Origin of the sequence: Streptomyces sp. NPDC059787, assembly GCF_042732315.1 — a bacterium.
In the GTDB taxonomy this organism is placed as follows: Bacteria; Actinomycetota; Actinomycetes; order Streptomycetales; family Streptomycetaceae; genus Streptomyces; species Streptomyces atrovirens.
The window spans coordinates 33,180-53,606 of the sequence record NZ_JBHWHX010000006.1; the positions used below are offsets into that span (position 1 = coordinate 33,180).

Below are 20,427 nucleotides of genomic sequence, written 5' to 3' on the forward strand. Positions count from 1 at the left end.
CCGGCGGGAGGTTGTGCAGAAGTTTCTGAGGGGGGTGTTCCGTCCGGCGCCCCGCGTAGCTTGCGGGGCTGATGTGTGCGGGGCGCCGGCGGAGCGCGTGGCAGTCGGTCCCGTGCGGGGAGTCCGGGTCACGGACTCCCCGAGGCATCACGGGAGTTGGGGACTGCTTACTTGAGGCCGATCTTGTCGCAGGCGGCCTTGTACTTGTCCGTGCAGATCTCCTGGACGGTGTAGATGCCGTCCTTGATCACGGTGTCGTTGATGTTCTCCTGGGTCAGCGACACGACCGGGACGAGCACGGAGGGGACGGCCTTGGTGGTGGGGCTGTCGACCTTGTCCTTGGCGAGGGAGTCCAGCGACTTGCCCTGGGCCAGCAGCACGGCCATCTCCGCGGCCACGTCGGCCTCCTGCGGGTACGGCTTGTAGACGCTCATGTACTGCTCGCCGGTGACGATGCGCTGCACACCCGCGAGTTCGGCGTCCTGGCCGGTGACCGGGATGTTGTCGATGCCGGCGGCCTTCAGGGCGGTGATGATGCCGCCCGCCATGCCGTCGTTGGCGGAGTAGACGCCGACGATCTTGTCCTTGCCGAGGGCGGAGATGGCGCCCTCCATGTTGGCGTTGGCGTTCTCCGGCTTCCACTCCTTGGTGTCGTACTCGCGGCCGACCTTCACCTTGCCGTCGAGGACGGAGTGCGCGCCCTCCTTGAACATGGCGGCGTTCGGGTCGGTGGAGGAGCCGTTCATCATGACGATCTGGCCGTCCTTGGCCTTGTCGCCCAGCGCCTTCAGCAGGGCCTCGCCCTGGGTCTTGCCGACGGTCACGTTGTCGAACGAGGTGTAGGCGTCGATCGGACCCTCGGCCAGGCGGTCGTAGGCCACGACCGGGATGCCGGCGTCCTTGGCCTTCTTCACCGAGCCGGCGATGGCCTTGGAGTCCACCGCGTCGATGACGAGCACGTCCACCTTGTTGGTGATCATCGTCTCGACCTGCTGGTTCTGCAGGCTGGCGTCCTGCTTGGCGTTGTTGTAGACAACCTCGCCCTTGTTGTTCGTGAGCTCCTTGACCTTCTTCTCGATCAAGGGCTTGTCGAACTTCTCGTACCGCGCGGTCTGGTTCTCCGGCAGGAGCAGACCGACCTTGATGTCGTCGCCCTTGGCGGCGGAGTCACCGGAGTCCTTCTTGTCGCCCGACTCGGCGGCGCTGCCGCAAGCGGCGAGCGAGACGGCCATCGCACCGGCGGCGATGGCGAAGGCAGCACGACGCATACGCGTGTTCACTTCTAGAAACCTCCCTGACGAGGCCGCGTCGTTGCGGCCGAGGTGGCTGGAAGTCAACTCGGCCACACGTGCGACGTCAAGAAGTAAATCCTTAACGAGATGGCAACGGTGCCATCCGTTCTCTAAGTGAAGGCAGGGGTGGCCGCGGTGAGCGACCCGGTCGCAGTGCCGTCCAAAAGGGTCGAATCGCCCATCTCGCTCAGCGCGAGGGCGAGCGCTCCGAGCACCTCCGCACGGCCTCCAAGTGCCCCGGGAAGAACGGACAGTTGACGTGCCGCACTGGGGATCGCGTAGCGGCCGACGGACTCCCGGATCGGCCCGAGCACCAGCTCACCGGCCTCGGCGAGATCGCCGCCGAGGACCACCCGGCTCGGGTTCAGCAGGTTGCAGAGATTGGCGACCCCGCTGCCGATGTGGCGGCCGACGTCGGCGATCACCCGACGGCAGCCGGGGTCCCCGTCCCGCGCCAGCCGTACGACGCCCTCCATCGTGAGGTCGGTGCCGTGACTGGGCTGGAGCAGTGGGAGCACATAACGCGCGGCCGTGAAGGTCTCCAGGCAGCCGCGGTTGCCGCAGCGGCAGACGGGGCCGGACTCATCGAGTGTGATATGTCCGATTTCGCCTGCGGTGCCGCCCGGGCCGCGATAGATCTTACCGTCGATCACCAGACCGGCGCCGACACCGCTGGCGACCTTGATGTACGCCAGGTCGCGCACGCCCCGGCCGCTGCCCCAGACCATCTCGCCGAGGGCGCCGAGGTTGGCGTCGTTGTCCACGTGCACCGGCACGCCGAGCCGCCCCCGCAGCTCCTCGGCGGGCCTGGTGCCGGTCCAGCCGGGCAGGATCGCGGTCGAGCCCAGGGTCCCGGACTCCACGTCGATCGGCCCCGGTACGCCGAGGCCCACGCCGGCGACCTTGGACGGGTCCACTCCGGTCGCCTCGATCAGCCGCTTGACCAGTTGCTCCGCCCGGTCGAAGCCCTGCGCCGCGGAGGCGTCCACGTCCAGCGGCTCGGACTCCTCGGCCAGCACCTGATGGGCGAGGTTCCCGACCGCGACCCGCAGATGGGTGTGACCGAAGTCGACCCCGATCACGATGCCGGCGTCCCCGCTCAGCGAGACGCTGCGTGCCCGGCGCCCGCCCGCCGAGGTGGGTGTGACCTCGACCGTTCCGCCGTCCTTCAGTTCCCGGACGATGTTGGAGACCGTGGCCGCGGACAGGCCGGTCGTCCTCGCGATCTCGGCCTGGGTGAGGGAACCCGCAAGACGTACTGCTCGGACGACCCGCTCCAGGTTGGCTCGGTGCAGCGACGACTGCGACCCCGGAGTCTCCACGACGACCTCCTGCGCGCGGGGGCCGCTTCGGTGAGGCCCCTCTCATGTCCAACTAGTGAACTCTAAGATGAGCCGTTCGGGTTGCCTCCCGTCAAGAGGTTGAACCGTTTCCGGGTGCACCGACACATGGACACGCGCCGCTCCCAGGGACGGGAGCGGCGCGTGCCCGAGGCGTTCCGGTGCGTCACTTCAAGGCTGTGCCGGCGCTTTACTTCAGGGTGGCGGAGGTGAGCCCGGCCTGCACCTGGCGCTGGAAGGACAGGTAGACCACCAGCATGGGCACCATGGCGATCGTCACGCCCGCGAAGAGCACCGGGAGGTCCGAGGCGTAGCCCTGCTGCTGCTGGAGCTGGATCAGCCCCTGGGTCAGCACATAGCGTTCCGGATCGTCACCGCTCTGCGGCTGCATCAGCACCGTCGGCAGGATGTACTGGTTCCACTGGCCCAGCGTGTTGAAGATGCCGACGCTCAGCAGACCGGGCTTGGCCATCGGCAGCATCACCTGGAAGAAGGTCCGGGTGTGCGAGGCGCCGTCGAGGATCGCCGCCTCGAAGACCGCCGTGGGCAGGGTCCGGAAGAAGGCGTGCATGAAGAACACCGTGAACGGCATCGAGTAGGCGACGTACACCAGGATCAGCCCCTGGTAGCTGTTCAGCATGTCGAGCCGTTTGACCATGAAGAACAGCGGCACCAGGGCGAGGAACACGGGGAACATCGCGCCCGCGACGAAGAAGTAGTACAGGAACCGGTTGCCCCGGAACTCGTACCTGGCCAGCACGTACGCCGCCATGGAGCCGAGCAGCATCGTCAGCGGCACGGAGAAGACCAGCACGATGACGGTGTTGAGGAAGTAGTCCCCGATGCCCTTCTCCCAGGCGCGGGAGAACACGTCCAGGTCCCAGTTCTGCGGCCAGCCGAAGGCCGAGCCGCCGATCTGCGTGTCGGTCTTGAAGGAGCTCAGCACCAGCCACAGCAGCGGCAGCACGATCAGCACCGCCCACACGACGAGGAAGCCGTGCGAGAAGACGTTCAGCACGACGCCTTCGCCGCGCCGGTGGCCGGGGCGGACGGTGCCCTTGCCCACCGGCGGCGGGGGCGGGGTGGGGCCCCCGGTGGGGGCGGTTTCCTTGAGGGGTGCGCTCATCGTCGTTACTCCGCCTCAGAACTCGATGCGCTCGCGACGGGTGGCGCGCAGCATGACCACGGACACGATCAGGGTGAGGACCAGCATGACCACGCCCATGGCGCAGGCGTAGCCGCTCCGGCCGTACAGCAGGAAGTTCCGCATCATCACGGTCGACATGACCTCGCTGTGGTGGTCGGGCCCGCCGCCGTAGTCCCCGGCGGTCATGGTGGAGACCAGGATGAACATGTCCATCGCCGCGATGCCGAGGTAGACCCAGGCGGTCTGCACGGAGTCCCACAGCAGCGGCAGGGTGATGCGGAAGAAGGACTGGGCGCGGCCGGCGCCGTCGATCAGCGCGGCCTCGTAGACGTCCCGCGGAATGGACTGCATGGCGGCGGAGAACAGCACCAGGTAGAAGCCGACACCGTGCCAGACGACCACCGCGATGAGCGCCCACAGCACGAAGTTCGGCTCGTTGAGCCATTCCACCGGACTGTTCTTGTCGACCAGTCCGAGTTTGATCAGGACGCCGTTGAGCATGCCGCCGCCGTCACTGCGGTACACCGCTCCGAAGAGCACCGCCATGATGGCCAGGGACAGCACCTGCGGGAAGAAATAGACGACCCGGTAGTACTTGGATCCGGCGACTCCCGAGACACCTCCGGAACGTCCGCGTCCGCCCGCGTTCACCATGAAGGCGAAGAACAGCGCGAGCAGAATGGTGATCACCGGGATGAACACCAGGAACAGGATGTTGTGCCAGATGGCTCCCATGAAGATGTCGTCCTGGAGCAACTTGGTGTAGTTGTCCAGGCCGACGAAGCTGAAGGTCTGCGACTGGCCCTTCCAGTCGGTCAGTGAATAACCGAACGTCTGGATGTACGGCCAGATCACGAAGATCAGGTAGAGCGCCACGGGAAAGAGGAGAAATCCCGCGACGAACCGGTGCTGCCCTTTGCGCATGGCGTTCCTGCCCCTGGGTGTGGCCGTTCCGGGCCGGGAATCCTCCCGGGTCGTGCATACGGTCGGGAATCCTCCCGGCCGTTCACGCGGCAGGGAGGATTCCCGGCCCGGAATGCGGTCGGTCGAGCGAGCGAGATCAGTCGCGGCGGTTCTGCTTCGAGGCCGGGTCCTTGGCCTGCTTGTCGACCGCGGCCTGGGCGCGCTTGAGCCATTCCTTGGGCTGGATGCGCTTGGCCATCAGCTCGTTGGAGGCGTTCTCGATGGCGGTGCCCATCTCGCTGTACCACTCGGTGTACAGGAAGCGGAAGGTGTTGTCGCCGGCCGCCTTGGAGGCCTCGACGGTGGACTGGGTGCCCGGCCGGAGCTGGACGCCCGGGTCGACGCCGTCCTTGAGGATGGTCAGCGAGTTCGCCTCCTTGGCGAACAGGGTCGACCATTCCTTGGAGAGCATCCTGCGCATGAACTCCTTGGCCGCGGGGAGGTTCTTGGCCTTGGAGGGGATGATGAAGGGCTCACCGGAGCCGGCCCGGATCGCCTCGAACGGCAGCGCGCTGTCCGGCAGCAGCGGCATCGGCAGGAACTTCATGTCGAAGTCGTCCGGTGTCGTCTTGAGCTGCTCGTTCTCGAGCCAGGAGCCGCTGGTGATGAAGGCGGCCTTGTACTGGTTCCAGCGGGTCTGCGACTCGTTGTGGGTGAGGCCGTTCGTGCCGGGCATCAGATAGCCCTTCTCGACGACCTCGTAGACCGCCTCGATGGCCTCCTGCGCGGCGTCGGAGCCGACGAACGCCTTGGGGTCGAGGTTGTCGATCGCCCTCATGGCGTCCAGGCCGCCCTTCTTGGCGATCAGGTCCATGATGGCGACGTTGATGTAGTACGGGTACTTGCCCTGGTGCGCGAGACCGCCGATGCCCTGGGACTTGGCGTCCTTGCAGATGGCGAGGAAGTCGTCCCAGGTCCTGGGCGCCTCCCAGCCCTTCTCCTGGAAGAGCTTGCCGGAGTACCACAGACCCCACACCGTGTAGATGTAGTTGAGGGCGACGACCTTGCCCTCCTGCATTCCGGCGTCGAGCGTGCCGGGGACGAGGGTGTCGCGGACCTTCGTGTCCGGGTCGTCGACCGACGGCGCGTCCAGCACTTCGGCGAGGTCGAGGAGCTGGCCGTTCTTGTGCAGCACGTCGATCGGGATCTGCTGGGCGCCGGAGTCGTCGACGATGTCCGGCGGGTTCCCGGCGTTGAAGCGGGGCTGGAGCTTGCCGGTGATCTCCTGCGTTCCGGTGTGGACGGAGGTGACGCCCCACTCCTTCTTGAACGCGGCCTCCCACGCCTTGGCGTAGTCGTCGCCGTAACCGCCCTTGAAGATGACGACGTCGAGTTTGCTGCCTTCCTTGACACCGAACGGGTTGGATTCGGACGTCTTGCCCTCGTTGTCGCCGGAGTTGTCCTCCCCGCCCCCGCTGGCACACGCGGACAGGAAGCTCATCGCCGGTACGGAAACCAGGCCGAGCGCGGCGGACCGCTTGATCAGTGCGCGGCGCCCCACACCGGTCGTGCCGTCGTTCTCGGTGGAACCGGTGCCGTTGTTCTCGGCGGAAGTGGATCCCATGCTCAAGTCCTCGCCTTCTCCAGGACTCAGGCGGTGAACCGGATCCTCCCCGGCACCGCGTTCGGGTCAAGCTGGGTCGTGCAGGAAGTGCGGCCGTACAGGGTCGGGTGCGGTGAAGACGCCCCGGAGTGCCGACAGGTATAGTCCACTTCCCGTCGATGGATCAAGATCGAATGCAAGGTTCACCTCTGGTCTTTTCCGAGTTGAGACCTCGCGGAAATATCGGCCTCCGGTGCGTTCCCCGACGGAAGAATCATTGCCGTTGGACTGGAATGCCACATTCAACCCCCTTGACACCACCGACCACTTGACGCACTACTAGACCTTGCGCATCTCATTGACAACGTTGTCCGGCGCAGGGAGGGTCCTCACTCATGCACAACAGGGTTCGGCACAGATGGGGAACGGCGGTCGTCGCGGCGACCGCCTTCGCTTTGGCCGCGGGCTCACAGGGCGTCGCGGTGGCGCTGCCCCAGGCGCCGCCGAAGGCGGACCGTGAGTTCGCGTCGTCGTTCGAGTCCGGGGAGCCCGCCCCGGACTGGCTGAACACCGTCGACACCACGGGAGGCGGCGAGAAGCGCGCCTCGGGTGTGGACGGCGGTTACAGCTCCGGCATTCCGGGCAATGTCACCGACCATGTCACGGACGTCCGCGCCAGCGCGGAGAACACCGGCGGCGGGGAGGTGAAGGAGAACCTCGTCGACGGCGAGCCGAGCAGCAAGTGGCTGGCCTTCGAGTCCACCGGCTGGGTGGAGTTCGACCTGGACGCCCCCGTCAAGGCGGTCCGTTACGCCCTCACGTCCGCCAACGACGCCGCCGAGCGCGACCCGAGGGACTGGACCCTCAAGGGATCCACCGACGGCGAGGACTGGAAGACCCTCGACACCCGGTCGGGCGAGACGTTCGCGGAACGCTTCCAGACCAGGATCTACGACATCGACGCCTCCGCCGTCGCCGAGTACCGGCACTTCCGGCTGGAGATCACCAAGAACGGCAGCGGCGGCATAGTCCAGCTCGCCGACGTCCAGTTCTCCACCGGCGACGACGAGGCGCCCGTTCCGCAGGACATGCTCTCGCTGGTCGACCGCGGCCCCACCGGCTCGCCGACGGCCAAGGCGGGCGCCGGGTTCACCGGGAAGCGCGCCCTGCGCTACGCCGGCCGGCACACCGCCGACGGGCGGGCGTACTCGTACAACAAGGTGTTCGACGTCAACACGAGGGTCGACCGGAACACCGAACTGTCGTACCGCATCTTCCCTTCGATGGCGGACGGCGACCTCGACTACGACTCCACCAACGTCTCCGTCGACCTCGCCTTCACCGACGGCACCCACCTGAGCGACCTGCGCGCCACCGACCAGCACGGGTTCCCGCTCACCCCGCAGGGGCAGGGCGCGTCGAAGATCCTCTACGTCAACCAGTGGAACAACGTGGTCTCCCGGATCGGCTCGGTGGCCGCCGGCAAGACCGTCGACCGGATCCTGGTCGCGTACGACTCCCCCAAGGGCGAGACCAGGTTCCGGGGCTGGCTGGACGACGTGGCGCTGAAGCCGGTGAAGCCCGAGCGGCCGAAGGCCCATCTCTCCGACTACGCGGTGACGACCCGGGGCACCAACTCCAGCGGCGGGTTCTCTCGCGGCAACAACTTCCCCGCGACGGCCGTGCCGCACGGGTTCAACTTCTGGACCCCGGTCACCAACGCAGGTTCGCTGAGCTGGCTGTACGACTACGCGCGCGGCAACAACGCGGACAACCTGCCGACGATCCAGGCGTTCAGCGCGAGCCACGAGCCGAGCCCCTGGATGGGTGACCGGCAGACCTTCCAGGTGATGCCGTCGGCCGCCTCCGGTACCCCGGACACCGGCCGTGAGCAGCGCGAGCTGGCGTTCCGGCACGAGAACGAGACCGCGCGGCCGTACTACTACGGGGTGCGGTTCGAGAACGGTCTGAAGGCCGAACTGGCGCCGACCGACCACGCGGCGGCGATGCGCTTCACCTTCCCCGGCGACGACGCGAGCGTGCTCTTCGACAACGTCACCGACCAGGCCGGCCTGACCCTCGACAAGGAGAACGGCACCTTCACCGGCTACTCGGACGTCAAGTCCGGGCTGTCGACGGGCGCGACCCGGCTGTTCGTCTACGGCGAGTTCGACAAGAAGGTCACCGAGGGCGACGCCAGTGGCGTCAAGGGCTACCTGCGCTTCGACGCGGGCAAGGACCGCACGGTCACGCTGCGCCTGGCCACCTCCCTGATCAGCGTCGACCAGGCGAAGGACAACCTGCGCCAGGAGATCGGCGAGCGCACCTCCTTCAACAAGGTCAAGCGCGACGCCCAGAAGCAGTGGGACGGGATCCTCGGCAAGGTCGAGGTCGAGGGCGCCACCCCGGACCAGCTGACCACGCTCTACTCCAGCCTCTACCGGCTGTACCTGTACCCGAACGCGGGCCACGAGAAGGTCGACGGGAAGTACCGGTACGCATCCCCCTTCTCGAAGATGGAGGCGGCCGACACCCCGACGCACACCGGCGCGAAGATCGTCGACGGCAAGGTGTACGTCAACAACGGCTTCTGGGACACCTACCGGACCACCTGGCCGGCGTACTCCTTCCTGACCCCGTCCAAGGCCGGTGAGCTGGTCGACGGGTTCGTGCAGCACTACAAGGACGGCGGCTGGACCTCGCGCTGGTCCTCCCCCGGCTACGCCGACCTGATGACCGGCACCTCCTCGGACGTCGCGTTCGCCGACGCGTACGTCAAGGGCGTCGACTTCGACGCGGAGGCCGCGTACGACGCGGCGGTGAAGAACGCCACCGTCGTGCCGCCGTCCTCCGGTGTGGGCCGCAAGGGCATGGCCACCTCGCCGTTCCTCGGCTACACCAGCACCGACACCCACGAGGGCCTGTCGTGGGCGCTGGAGGGCTACCTCAACGACTACGGCATCGCGAAGATGGGCGAGGCGCTCTACAAGGAGACGGGCGAGGAGCGCTACAAGGAGGAGTCGGCGTACTTCCTCAACCGCGCCCAGGACTACGTCAACATGTTCGACTCCGAGGCCGGATTCTTCCAGGGCAGGAACGCCGAGGGTGACTGGCGGGTCGAGTCCTCGAAGTACGACCCGCGCGTGTGGGGCCACGACTACACCGAGACCAACGGCTGGGGCTACGCCTTCACCGCCCCGCAGGACAGCCGCGGTCTGGCCAACCTGTACGGCGGCCGGGACGGCCTCGGCGACAAGCTCGACGAGTACCTCTCCACCCCCGAGACGGCCTCCCCCGAGTTCAAGGGCTCCTACGGCGGTGTCATCCACGAGATGACCGAGGCGCGGGACGTCCGGATGGGCATGTACGGCCACTCCAACCAGGTCGCCCACCACGCCCTGTACATGTACGACGCGGCCGGGCAGCCCTGGAAGACGCAGAAGAACGTGCGCGAGGTGCTGTCCCGCCTCTACACCGGCAGCGAGATCGGCCAGGGCTACCACGGCGACGAGGACAACGGCGAGCAGTCGGCCTGGTACCTCTTCTCCTCGCTCGGCTTCTACCCGCTGGTGATGGGCAGCGGCGAGTACGCCATCGGCTCCCCGCTGTTCAAGAAGGTCACCGTGCACCTGGAGAACGGCCGCAAGTTGGTCGTCAAGGCACCGGGGAACAGCGCGCGGAACGTCTACGTGCAGGGCCTGAAGGTCAACGGCAAGCGCTGGAACTCCACTTCGCTGCCGCACTCGCTGATCTCGAAGGGCGGCGTCCTGGAGTTCGACATGGGCTCGCGTCCGTCGTCGTGGGGCACGGGCGAGAACGCGGCGCCCGCGTCGATCACCAAGGACGACGAGGTGCCCACGCCCCGCGAGGACGTACTGAAGGGCGGGGGCGCCCTGTTCGACGACACGTCGGCGACCGGCGCCGCGGTCTCCACCGTGGAACTGCCCGTCACCGGGGACACCGAGGCGGTGCAGTACACGCTGACCTCCTCGGACCACACCAAGGCGCCCACGGGCTGGGTGCTCCAGGGCTCGGCCGACGGCACGACGTGGACGGACCTCGACCGGCGGACGGACGAGTCGTTCCGCTGGGACCGTCAGACCCGTGCCTTCTCGGTCGACCGGCCGAAGGCCTACGGCCACTACCGGCTGGTGCTGACCGGTGAGGCGGCGCTGGCGGAGGTGGAACTGCTGAGCTGAGCCGACTGCCGCTCACATGGCGGGTCCGGGCGTCGCCCGGGCCCGCCTTTTCCATGGATTTCCGCAGGCCGACAGGTACCTCTCAGGTCACCGGTACACCAGAATGGGGGCGGCCCCCGGTGCTCTCCGGGCGGCGTTTCCACGGCAAGGGGAGAGCACGGGCATGACCTACTCGGGGGACTTCGACGCGGCCTGGCTGCCGTCGGCCGCGTTCCGGGCGGTCGGCAGCCGGCGTTCGCTGATACGCGCCGCCGGCGCCGGTCCTCTGGTGGAGACGGTGTACGGCGAACTGGCCGACGCCTGTGAGCGGTTCGGCGGACGGGTCGTACGGGACGGCGGCGAGGACGCCGAGTTGGTTCTCGAACTGGCCGACGGGCTGGATGACGAGGGTTTCGCGCTGATGCGCCGGGACGGCGTCACGACCGTCACCGCGTCCGGCGGACGCGGGCTGCTGTACGGCCTGTTCCACGTCGTACGGCTCGGAGAGGCCGCCTTCACCGGTGAGCGGGCCCGCGAGGAGCACCGTCCGGCGTACGCCTCACGCATGCTGGACCACTGGGACAACGTGGCCGTGCACCCGGTCATGGGCCAGGTCGAGCGCGGCTACGCGGGCGGTTCGCTGTTCTGGGTCGATGGCCGGGCGCGCGGTGATCTGGAGCGGGTGCGGGCGTACGGCAGGCTGCTCGCCGCGTGCGGGATCAACGCCGTCGCCGTCAACAACGTCAACGTGCACGCGACCGAGGCGCGTCTGCTCACCGACCGGATCGGTGAAGTGGCCGCGATCGCCGACGTGTTGCGTCCGTACGGCATCCGCACCCACCTGTCGGTCACCTTCTCCGCGCCGATGGTGCTGGGCGGGCTGCCCACCGCCGACCCGCTGGACGGGGCGGTGCGCAGCTGGTGGGCGGAGGCGACCCGCCGGGTGTACGAGGAGATCGGCGACTTCGGCGGGTACGTCGTGAAGGCCGACTCGGAGGGGCAGCCCGGCCCGTTCGCCTACGGCCGCTCGCACGCCGACGGCGCCAACATGCTGGCCGCCGCGCTGGAGCCGTACGGCGGCACGGTGCACTGGCGGGCGTTCGTCTACGACCACCACCAGGACTGGCGGGACCGGAGCACCGACCGGGCGCGGGCCGCGTACGACCATTTCACCCCGCTGGACGGGGAGTTCGCGGCGAACGCGGTGCTCCAGGTCAAGCACGGGCCGATGGACTTCCAGGTGCGCGAGCCGGTCTCCCCGCTGATCGGCGCCATGCCGGGCACGCGGCTCGCGGTGGAGCTCCAGGTCACGCAGGAGTACACGGGGCAGCAGCGGCACGCGTGCTGGCTGGGTCCGATGTGGAGCGAGGCGCTGCGGTTCCGGCCGGACGGTGAGGTGAGCGCCGGGCGGCTGGCGGACGGTCTTGTGGCCGTGTCGAACGCCGGCGACGACCCGTTCTGGACCGGTCATCCGCTCGCCCAGGCCAACCTCTACGCCTTCGGGCGGCTGGCCTGGGACCCGGCGGCGGATCCGCGGGCCGTCCTCGGCGAGTGGATCGCGCTGACCCACCCGGGGGCGGAGCAACGGCTGGTCGACGGGCTGCACTCGGTGCTCGACGGCTCCTGGTCGACGTACGAGAAGTACACCGCGCCGCTCGGCGTGGGCTTCATGGTGCAGCCGGGGCACCACTACGGGCCGAGCGTCGACGGCTACGAGTACAGTCCCTGGGGCACCTACCACTTCGCCGACCGTGACGGTGTCGGCGTGGACCGCACCACGGCGGCCGGCACCGGGTACGCCGGTCAGTACGCCGAGCCGTGGGCCGAGGTGTACGAGTCGCCGAAGACCTGCCCCGACGAACTGCTGCTGTTCTTCCACCACGTTCCGTACGGGCATGTGCTGCGCAGCGGGAAGACGGTGATCCAGCACATCTACGACACGCACTTCGAGGGTGTGGAGGAGGCCGAGGAGGCCCGCCGGGTGTGGGCGGGCCTCGCGGACCTGGTGGAACCGGCACGTCATGCGCGCGTGGCCGAGCGGTTCGAGGAGCAGCTGCGCAGCGCCCGTGAGTGGCGCGACCAGGTCAACAGCTACTTCCTGCGCAAGTCCGGGGTGCCGGACGGGCGGGGGCGGATCATCTACTGAAGGCGCAGGACCGCCACGCCGAGCGGGTCGAGGGTGAACGGCTCGTCCCGCTCGGTGTGTTTGCCGGTGAGCAGGTCGGTGGCCGGGGCGTGGGCCGTCAAGCGGGCCGGTTCCGGTGCGTGGTTGAGGAGGAAGAGCAGGCGGGTGCCGTCGGGGGCCACGCGGGCCGCGGTCTCGACGGCGGTGTGGCCGGCGTACGGGCCGACGAGGTCGTGGCGGGCGAGGATCCGGCGGACCACGTGGTCGACGCCCGGCCGGTCGAGGGCCGTGGCGACGTACCACGCCTCGCCCTCGCCGACGCGGTGGCGGGTGACGGCCGGGGTTCCGGCGTAGAAGTCGGCGCCGTACGTGCCGACCGGTTCGGCGCCGCGCGGCTGCACGATCTCGAAGACCAGACGGGCGTCGGCGGTGAGGTCTCCCAGGTGTACGGGGTTCACGACCTCCTCCTGGCGCGCGTCCCATTCGTCGATCCGGATGCCCATCAGAGGGGCGAGCGGTCCGGGCACGTCGGTGGGGAAGGCCCGGTCGTGCTCGTCGACGCGGCCGGAGAGGAACGTCGCCAGCACGGTCCCGCCGCGCGCGGTGACGGCCTCCAGGCGGGCCGCGAGATCGCCCTTGACCATGTGCAGCACGGGGGCGAGGACCACGTCGTACGGGGTGAGGTCGGCGGTGACCGGGACGACGTCCACGTCGGCGCCGGCCTCGCGGGCGGCCCGGTAGTAGGCGTGGACCACCTCCTGGTAGCGGACCAGCCGGGAGGGGCCGTCGGACATCTCCAGGGCCCACCAGCTGTCCCAGTCGAAGAGGAGGGCGGTGCGGGCGGGGGTGCGGGCGCCGAGCGTCGCGCCGCCCAGGGTCTCCAGCTCCTCCCCCACCTCGGCGACCTCCCGGAAGACGCGGGTGTCGTCCCGTCCCGCGTGGCCGATGACCGCGCCGTGGTACTTCTCGCAGGCGCCGCGTGAGGCGCGCATCTGGAAGTAGAGGGCGGCGTCCGCGCCGTGGGCGACGGCCTGGTACGTGGCCAGGCGCAGCTCGCCGGGGCGGCGCAGCGGGTTGACGTCGCGGCAGGCGGTGGTGGACGGGGTCTGCTCCATCAGCCAGAAGGGGGCGCCGTCCCTGAGGCCGCGCATCAGATCGTGGGCGAGGGCGGCGACGGTGGGCGGGGCGTCCAGGGGCGGGTAGCTGTCCCAGGACGCGAAGTCGAGGTGGGGCGCCCAGCGGTGGTAGTCGAGCGGGCGGAACATGCCCATGAAGTTGGTGGTGACCGGCGTGTCCGGGTCATGGGCGCGGATCGCCTCCTTCTCGGCGAGGAAGCAGCCGAGCAGGGCGTCCGTGGTGAAGCGGTGGTGGTCCAGGGTGATGCCCTGGAAGGCGGTGTGGTCGGGTCCGCGCCAGTGCTCGGTGAGGGCGCTGGGCGGCTCGATCTGGTCCCAGTCGGTGTAGCGGTGCGACCAGAACGTCGTCCACCAGGCGTCGTTGAGGGCGTCCAGGGTGCCGTGGCGCTCGCGCAGCCAGGCGCGGAAGGCGTCGGCGCACAGGTCGCAGTAACAGGCGCCGCCGTACTCGTTGTTGATGTGCCAGGCGAGTACGGCGGGATGGCCTGCGTACCGTTCGGCGAGGCGGCCGGCCAGGGCTGAGGCGGCACGCTTGTACACCGGTGAGCCGGGGCAGAAGTTGTGGCGCTGGCCGTAGCGGTGGCGGCGGCCCTCGAAGTCGGTGCGGTTGACCTCCGGGTGACGCTTCGCCAGCCAGGGCGGGAGGGCTGCGGTGCCGGTGGCGAGGCAGACCCGGCGGCCCTCGGCGGCGGCGCGGTCGAGGATCCGGTCCAGGACGGTGAAGTCGTAGGTGTCCTCGGCGGGCTGGGTGAGGGACCAGGAGAAGACACCGACGGTGAGCGTGTCGATGCCGGCCCGGGTGAACAGGCGGTGGTCCTCGTCCCACACCTCCTCCGGCCACTGCTCGGGGTTGTAGTCGCCGCCGTAGGGGATCTTCGGGGTGCGGGGCGGGGTCATGCGGTGAAGTCCTCCTGGGTCTCGGCGATCACCGGGCGGCTGCTGTGCAGCAGGGACAGCAGCAGGGGGGCGGCGAGCAGGGCGGGCAGGGCCTCGGTGAGCAGGGCGGTGCCGGCGGCCGTCAGGATCAGCAGCGAGAGGGCGCCGAGGGTGGCGCGGGGGTGCCGCAGCAGGAAGTAGGCGGCGAGGCGGGCGGTGTCGCGGGTGCGGAAGGTGAACAGGGTGGTGAGGACCAGGGCGTGCGCGCCCCACAGGAGGGAGCCCGTGCCGATCAGCGCGAGGAGCGCCGCCCACCAGCCGGGGAGTCCGGCGGCGGAGAAGTGGGTGAGGGTGAAGGCGATCACCGTGAGCCAGGCGAGCAGTGGTGCCCACAGCCTCAGCACGGGGAGGGCGCCCAGTCGCCAGCCGCGCAGGAAGGCGCGGGCCGGGTGGAGGTCGGTGAGGTCGCGGCTGCGGTGGTGCAGGGCGTGGAGGGCGGCGGAGGCGGCCGGGCCCAGGGGCAGCAGGCAGAGGGCGGCGAGGGGGAGGTTGGCGGGGTCGGGTGCGAGGAGGAAGAGGCCGGCGAGGCCCGGCGCCGCGGTGAGCAGCAGCAGGGCCTCGACGGTGACGAGCGTGTGGATCAGCGCGGCGGCCCGGGAGAGCGCCCCGGTGCCGAACGCGTCGGCCCGTACGGTGCTCACGGCACCTCCCGGCCGAGCAGCCGCCGCTCGTCCCACCAGGGCGGGGTCTCGTCGTCGACCGGGGTCAGCTCGACGAGGGTGATCTCGTGGCGGGCCAGAGTGAGGTCGAGGTCGGCGCGGCCGTCCTCGACCGGCAGCCGCCGGTGGGCGCGGGCGGGTTCGGAGGCCTCGTGCAGGACGTCGAGCTGCCCCGGCTTCGGGGAGCGGGGGCTGCCCATGTGCCGCCAGGCGGTGTAGGCGTTGCCGCGCTCCTCGTCGACCGAGGAGCGGCGGACGAACACCTCGCCGCGCGGGGCGGTGCCGACCGGCAGGGACAGGCGCAGGGTGTGCCGGTCCGGGCCGGGTGTCTCTCCTGTCGGGTCGACGGGGGCCCAGGCGAGGACGGTGACCCGGCCGTCGGCGTGCCGGGTCACCAAGTGGTCGTCGCCCCGCGCCAGTCGCTCCTCCCCCGTGCGGGCCATGAAGGCGTAGAGGTGGTAGGTGGGTTTGCGCAGTTGGCGGTGGGTGAGCAGGCCGAAGCCGCCGTGGAAGAGCGCGGTCGGGATGCCGGCCTCCTCGAAGACGTCGCTGAACGTCCAGTAGGAGAAGGAGTCGGCGTGGTCGCCGCCGGCCGTCACGACCGGGGCCATGTACGCGGCGTGGAAGGCGGTGTCGTGGACGGGGTTGTCGGGGCGGTAGGAGGAGTTGAACTCGGTGATGTGGACGGGCAGGCCCTCCAGCCGGGTGCCCTTCAGGGACCGGCGGGGCTCGGCGAACTGGTCGAGGAGGTCGCTCGCCGGGGCGAGTGTCTGGTGGACGCCGAACGGGACGTGTTGGGCGGGCCCGGAGCTGTAGGCGTGCCGGGAGACGAAGTCGACGGGTACGTCCCGGCGTTCGGCGAACTCGGCGAACCGCTCCATCCAGCCGTCGGCGCCGGGTGAGACCGCCGGGCCGCCCACCTTCAGCTCGGCGTCCACCTCCTTCACGGCGTGCGCGGTCGCCTCGTACAGCCGGTGGTACGCCTGCTCGTCGGCGCCCGGCCAGAAGGCGGGCAGGTCGGGCTCGTTCCACACCTCGACGGGCCAGGTGCGCACCTCGTCGGCGCCGTAGCGGTCGACGAGGTGGGCGAGGGTGGCGCGGACCAGGTCCGTCCACTCCTTCTCGTCGGCGGGCGGGGTGACGTTGCCCTTCCACCAGAAGACCGTCTGCTCCCCCGAGGCCAGCGCGCCCGGCATGAAGCCGAGTTCGAGGAAGGGGCGGATGCCGAGGCCGAGGCAGGCGTCGAGCACCTGGTCGAGGTAGGTGAACGAGTGGTGGGTGCGGCGGGCGCCCTGCCACTCGTAGGGGCGGTGGATGCCCAGGCCGTCGCTGAGCAGGCCGTGGCCGCGCAGGTACCGGAAGCCGATGTCGCGCCGGAGCAGGGCGAGGGAGTCCTGGTAGTCGCGGCGCAGGGCGAGGTCGAGGCGGCCGGTGCCGACGCAGGCCCGCCAGGCGTCGGACAGCCGGCCGTTCGGCGCGTCGGGGACGCTGATCACGCGTTCTCCTTCTTGAACCGCTCGTAGGCCTGGTTGTGCAGGTCGATGAACCGGTCCATGTTCTTGGCCTTCAGCTCCTTGACGTAGTCGTCCCATTCGGAGAGCGGGCGCTTGCCGAGGACGAACCGGAGGGCGTTCTGGGTGACGTGGTCCTTCAGCGGGGTGTCCCAGAGGGTGGCCTGCTCCTGCTCCTCGGCGCGCAGCGGGTGCGGCGGGTCGGTGGGCAGCGGCTCGCGGGCCGCCATGGCGTCGGTGAACTTCTTCTCGTCGGGGCTGAAGGAGGAGGAGACCAGGGCCCAGCTGCCGCCGTAGGCGAAGACGCCGTTGGAGAAGCCGAAGTCCTTCTGGAGGTCCTTCGGGGCGTCCGGGTCGGAGCCCATGAGGCTGATGCCGGGCTTGAGTCCGTACTGTCCGGGTCCGGAGCGGGTGAAGGTGGTGTTCTCCACGCCCCACTTGCAGAACTCCTGGCCGGCGTCGGAGTACCAGAGCCAGTCCACGAACTGCATCAGGGCGACGAAGTCGTCGCCCTCAAGGGCCTTTCCGGAGATCATCATGCCGTTCTCCAGGCGGGCACCGCCCAGGACCACCGGCCCGGCGGGGCCGAGCGGCACCGGGATCATCTCGATGGTGGCGCCCTTGACCTGCTTCTCCAGGTTGTAGCGGTAGTTCTGCACCAGCTCCTGCGGGTTGGCGCTGATCGCGAAGGACTTCTCCGCCAGCAGCTTCCTGACCGCCTCGTCGTCGGTCTGGGTGAAGCTCTCGGGGTCCATCAGCTTCTCGGCGACCAGCTTGTGCAGGTACTCGACGACCTGGCGGAAGGCGTCCGTGGCGCCGGTGAAGGCGAACTTCCGCGCCTTGGCGTCCCAGCTGGTGTTCAGGTACGACCAGCCGGCCCGCACGCCGTACGCCTGGCCGAGGTACTGGAACAGGGCGCCGGCGGGGAAGGGGGTGTTGGTGCTCCAGCGGTCGGTGAACGGGTAGCGGTCGGGGTACTCCTCCTTGAGCGCCTTGAAGGTCGTGTACACCTCGTCCCAGGTGGTGGGCAGGCCCAGGCCGTGCTTGTCCAGGACGTCGGTGCGGAAGGACAGCGAGTAGCCCTGCTTCACCTTCTCGTGCAGTCCGGGCAGCAGGTAGTAGTTGCCGTCGGACTGGCGCAGCGAGTCGACCTCCGGCTGGAGGTTCCATCTCCTGACCTTGTCCTGGAAGTTGGGCATCAGGTCCACGTACTTGCTGACCGGCAGGATCGCGCCCGAGGAGACGAACGCGGTCTCCGCGCCCGGGTAGGTCTTGGGGATGAGGAGCGGGGCGTCGCCCGCGCCGATGAGCAGGCTGCGCTTCTTCTCGTAGTCGCTCAGCGGGACCGGGGTGGCCTTGAAGGTGACGCCGGTGCGCCGGGTGACCTCCTTCCAGAACAGCCAGTCGTCCTTCATCGGGTAGCCGGGGTTGTTGTTGTGCAGGACGGAGAAGGTCAGCGGCCCGGTGGCCTTGAACTGCTCGCCGGCCCGGTACTTCTTCATGGCGCCGTCGCGCTTCTTCGACAGGTCCTTGGCGTCGTCGCCGCCGTCACCGCCGCTGCCGCAGCCGGTGAGGGCGGCGATGCCGATGAATCCGGCGGCGCCGAGGAGCTGGCGCCGGGACAGCTGTCCGGTGTTCTTCACAGGGGACTCCCTTGGTACGTCGGCGGGTTGAGGAGGAGAAGGGGGTTACGGCCGTCAGCCCTTGACCGCGCCGAGCATCACGCCCGAGACGAAGTAGCGCTGCACGAACGGGTAGAGGCAGAGGATCGGCAGCGAGGTGAGCACGATCGTGACCGACTGGATGTTCGCGTTGACCTGGGTGAGCTGCTCGGTGGCCGCGCCGGCGCCGGTGCCTCCCGTGGCACCCGCGAGCAGGTTGCGCAGATAGACCGTGACCGGCATCAACTCGGTGCGGTCCATGTAGAGGAACGCCGAGAACCAGGAGTTCCAGAAGGACACCGCGTAGAAGAGGATCATGGTCGCGACGACCGCCTTCGACAGCGGCAGCACGATCCGCAGCAGGATGCCGTACGTACTGAGGCCGTCGATCTGCGCGGCCTCCTCCAGCTCCGACGGCAGGCTCTCGAAGAAGGCCTTCATCACCAGCAGGTTGAAGACGCTGATCGCGTTCGGCAGGGCGATCGCCCACACGCTGTTCTTCAGGCCGAGGCTGGTGATCAGGACGTAGTTGGGGATCAGTCCGCCGGTGAAGAACATGGTGAAGACGGCGATCCCGACCAGGGCGCCGCGCCCCTTGAGGTTCTTCTTCGACAGGACGTAGGCGTAGCAGGTGGTCAGCACCATGGCGACGGCGGTGGAGACCACCGTGTAGAAGACGGTGTTGCCGTAGTTGCGCCAGAACATCGAGTCGTTGAAGACGATCTCGTACGTGGTGAGGTTGAAGCCCTTGGGCCACAGCGTCACCTCACCGGCGCGGATGTGCCGCTCCCCGCTGAACGAGCGGGCGATGATGTTGACGAAGGGGTACAGCGTCACCAGCACGACCAGCGTGAGGATCACGCCGTTGACGCCCTGGAAGACGCGGTGGCCGCGGGTCGGCCGGCTGACGCTCACCACAGGCTCGTCCCCACCGTGCGGCGCGACAGCTGGTTGGCCGAGGTGATGAGCACCAGGCCGATGACCGCCTCGAACAGGCCGATCGCGGCGGCGTAGCTGAAGCTGTTGGACTCCACACCGGTCCGGTAGAGGTACGTGGAGATCACGTCGGCGGTCGGATACGTCAGCGGGTTGTAGAGCAACAGGACCTTCTCGAAGCCGACGGCCATGAACGTGCCGATGTTGAGGATCAGCAGCGTGATCATGGTGGGGCGGATGCCGGGCAGGGTGACGTGCCAGATCTGCCGCCAGCGGCCCGCGCCGTCGATGCGGGCGGCCTCGTACAGGTCCTCGTCGATGGTGGTGAGCGCGGCGAGGTAGAGGATCGTGCCCCAGCCGGCGGTCTGCCAGATCTCCGAGCCGACGTAGACGGCGCGGAACCAGCCGGGTTCCTGGATGAACCGGATCGGGTCGTGCCCGAACCAGCCCAGGACGTGGTTGACCGGACCGTCCGTGGCGAGCATCTGCAGCGTGATGCCGGCGACGATCACGATCGACAGGAAGTGCGGCAGGTACGACACCGACTGCACGAACCGCTTCAGGGAGTTCCGGCGCACCTCGTTCAGCAGCAGGGCGAGGACGATCGGGATCGGGAAGCAGAAGACGAGCGTGAGCCCGCCCATCCACAGGGTGTTCCTGAACACCTGCCAGAAGGTGGGGTCGGACAGGAACATCTCGACGTAGCGCAGTCCCACCCAGTACTCGCCGAAGACCGAACCGCCCGGCTCGAACCGGCGGAACGCGATCACGTTGCCGATCATCGGCAGATAGCGGAACACCAGGAAGAACAGCAGCGGCAGCACGGCCAGCGAGTACAACTGCCAGTCCTTGCGCAGCGCGCGCCGCCAGCCGGTGCGCGCGGGTGAGCGTGTGCGTCGTGGGGGTGTCTTCGTCGGCGGCGGGTCCTGCGTGCCCGGCGGTGGAGCCGACGTGGTGGAGGTGCTCATTGCTCGGGCCTCCCGTGCGTAGGGCGCGGAAC

General features: G+C 69.0%; 13 protein-coding genes. 2 read left to right on the forward strand and 11 right to left on the reverse strand.

Going from position 1 to position 20,427, the window contains the following annotated elements:
- Positions 1-167: 167 nt before the first annotated feature.
- The 5 genes from ACFV5H_RS07605 to ngcE all read right to left on the reverse strand — a co-directional run bounded on the left by ACFV5H_RS07605 (position 168) and on the right by ngcE (position 6,306).
- Positions 168-1,268 carry a sugar ABC transporter substrate-binding protein gene (locus ACFV5H_RS07605; RefSeq protein WP_385193361.1) on the reverse strand — a complete coding sequence of 367 codons (1,101 nt, stop codon included), beginning with the start codon at positions 1,266-1,268 and terminating at the stop codon, positions 168-170.
- Between the two features lie 134 nt (positions 1,269-1,402).
- Entirely contained in the window at positions 1,403-2,614 is a 1,212-nt protein-coding gene (locus tag ACFV5H_RS07610) for an ROK family protein (RefSeq protein ID WP_385048568.1), read from the reverse strand.
- 208 nt (positions 2,615-2,822) lie between these two features.
- Complete coding sequence (locus ACFV5H_RS07615; RefSeq protein ID WP_385048564.1) at positions 2,823-3,758, reverse strand: carbohydrate ABC transporter permease; 936 nt, start codon at positions 3,756-3,758, stop codon at positions 2,823-2,825.
- Between the two features lie 15 nt (positions 3,759-3,773).
- A complete protein-coding gene (locus ACFV5H_RS07620; protein ID WP_385048562.1) occupies positions 3,774-4,703 on the reverse strand; it encodes a carbohydrate ABC transporter permease in 930 nt (309 codons plus the stop codon).
- A 136-nt stretch (positions 4,704-4,839) separates the two neighbouring features.
- Entirely contained in the window at positions 4,840-6,306 is a 1,467-nt protein-coding gene (gene ngcE, locus ACFV5H_RS07625) for an N-acetylglucosamine/diacetylchitobiose ABC transporter substrate-binding protein (protein WP_385048559.1), read from the reverse strand.
- A 374-nt stretch (positions 6,307-6,680) separates the two neighbouring features.
- Here ngcE and ACFV5H_RS07630 point away from each other — a divergent pair, with 374 nt between their 5' ends.
- Both ACFV5H_RS07630 and ACFV5H_RS07635 read left to right on the forward strand, forming a co-directional pair.
- Positions 6,681-10,484 (forward strand): GH92 family glycosyl hydrolase, encoded by a 3,804-nt coding sequence (locus ACFV5H_RS07630; protein WP_385193364.1) that lies wholly within the window; start codon positions 6,681-6,683, stop codon positions 10,482-10,484.
- Positions 10,485-10,647: 163 nt separating this feature from the next.
- A complete protein-coding gene (locus ACFV5H_RS07635; RefSeq protein ID WP_385193367.1) occupies positions 10,648-12,609 on the forward strand; it encodes an alpha-glucuronidase in 1,962 nt (653 codons plus the stop codon).
- Here ACFV5H_RS07635 and ACFV5H_RS07640 read toward each other — a convergent pair.
- From ACFV5H_RS07640 to ACFV5H_RS07665, 6 genes are read right to left on the reverse strand one after another with little or no spacing between them, the layout of a single operon-like run.
- Positions 12,603-14,621, reverse strand: a complete 2,019-nt coding sequence (locus ACFV5H_RS07640) for a beta-galactosidase (RefSeq protein WP_385193370.1) — start codon at positions 14,619-14,621, stop codon at positions 12,603-12,605. The genes ACFV5H_RS07635 and ACFV5H_RS07640 overlap by 7 nt on opposite strands.
- Positions 14,618-15,301, reverse strand: coding sequence for a hypothetical protein (locus ACFV5H_RS07645; RefSeq protein WP_385193373.1), 684 nt, complete (start codon positions 15,299-15,301; stop codon positions 14,618-14,620). The genes ACFV5H_RS07640 and ACFV5H_RS07645 overlap by 4 nt, the downstream gene beginning before the upstream one ends.
- Positions 15,298-16,815, reverse strand: coding sequence for a xylan 1,4-beta-xylosidase (locus tag ACFV5H_RS07650; protein WP_385048546.1), 1,518 nt, complete (start codon positions 16,813-16,815; stop codon positions 15,298-15,300). Before ACFV5H_RS07650 ends, ACFV5H_RS07645 begins: the two co-directional genes overlap by 4 nt.
- Entirely contained in the window at positions 16,812-18,473 is a 1,662-nt protein-coding gene (locus ACFV5H_RS07655; protein ID WP_385048543.1) for an extracellular solute-binding protein, read from the reverse strand. Before ACFV5H_RS07655 ends, ACFV5H_RS07650 begins: the two co-directional genes overlap by 4 nt.
- 54 nt (positions 18,474-18,527) lie before the next feature.
- Entirely contained in the window at positions 18,528-19,409 is an 882-nt protein-coding gene (locus tag ACFV5H_RS07660) for a carbohydrate ABC transporter permease (RefSeq protein WP_385048540.1), read from the reverse strand.
- Positions 19,403-20,395: an ABC transporter permease gene (locus ACFV5H_RS07665; protein WP_385048537.1), complete on the reverse strand. Its 993-nt coding sequence runs from the start codon at positions 20,393-20,395 to the stop codon at positions 19,403-19,405. Before ACFV5H_RS07665 ends, ACFV5H_RS07660 begins: the two co-directional genes overlap by 7 nt.
- Between the last annotated feature and the right edge of the window lie 32 nt (positions 20,396-20,427).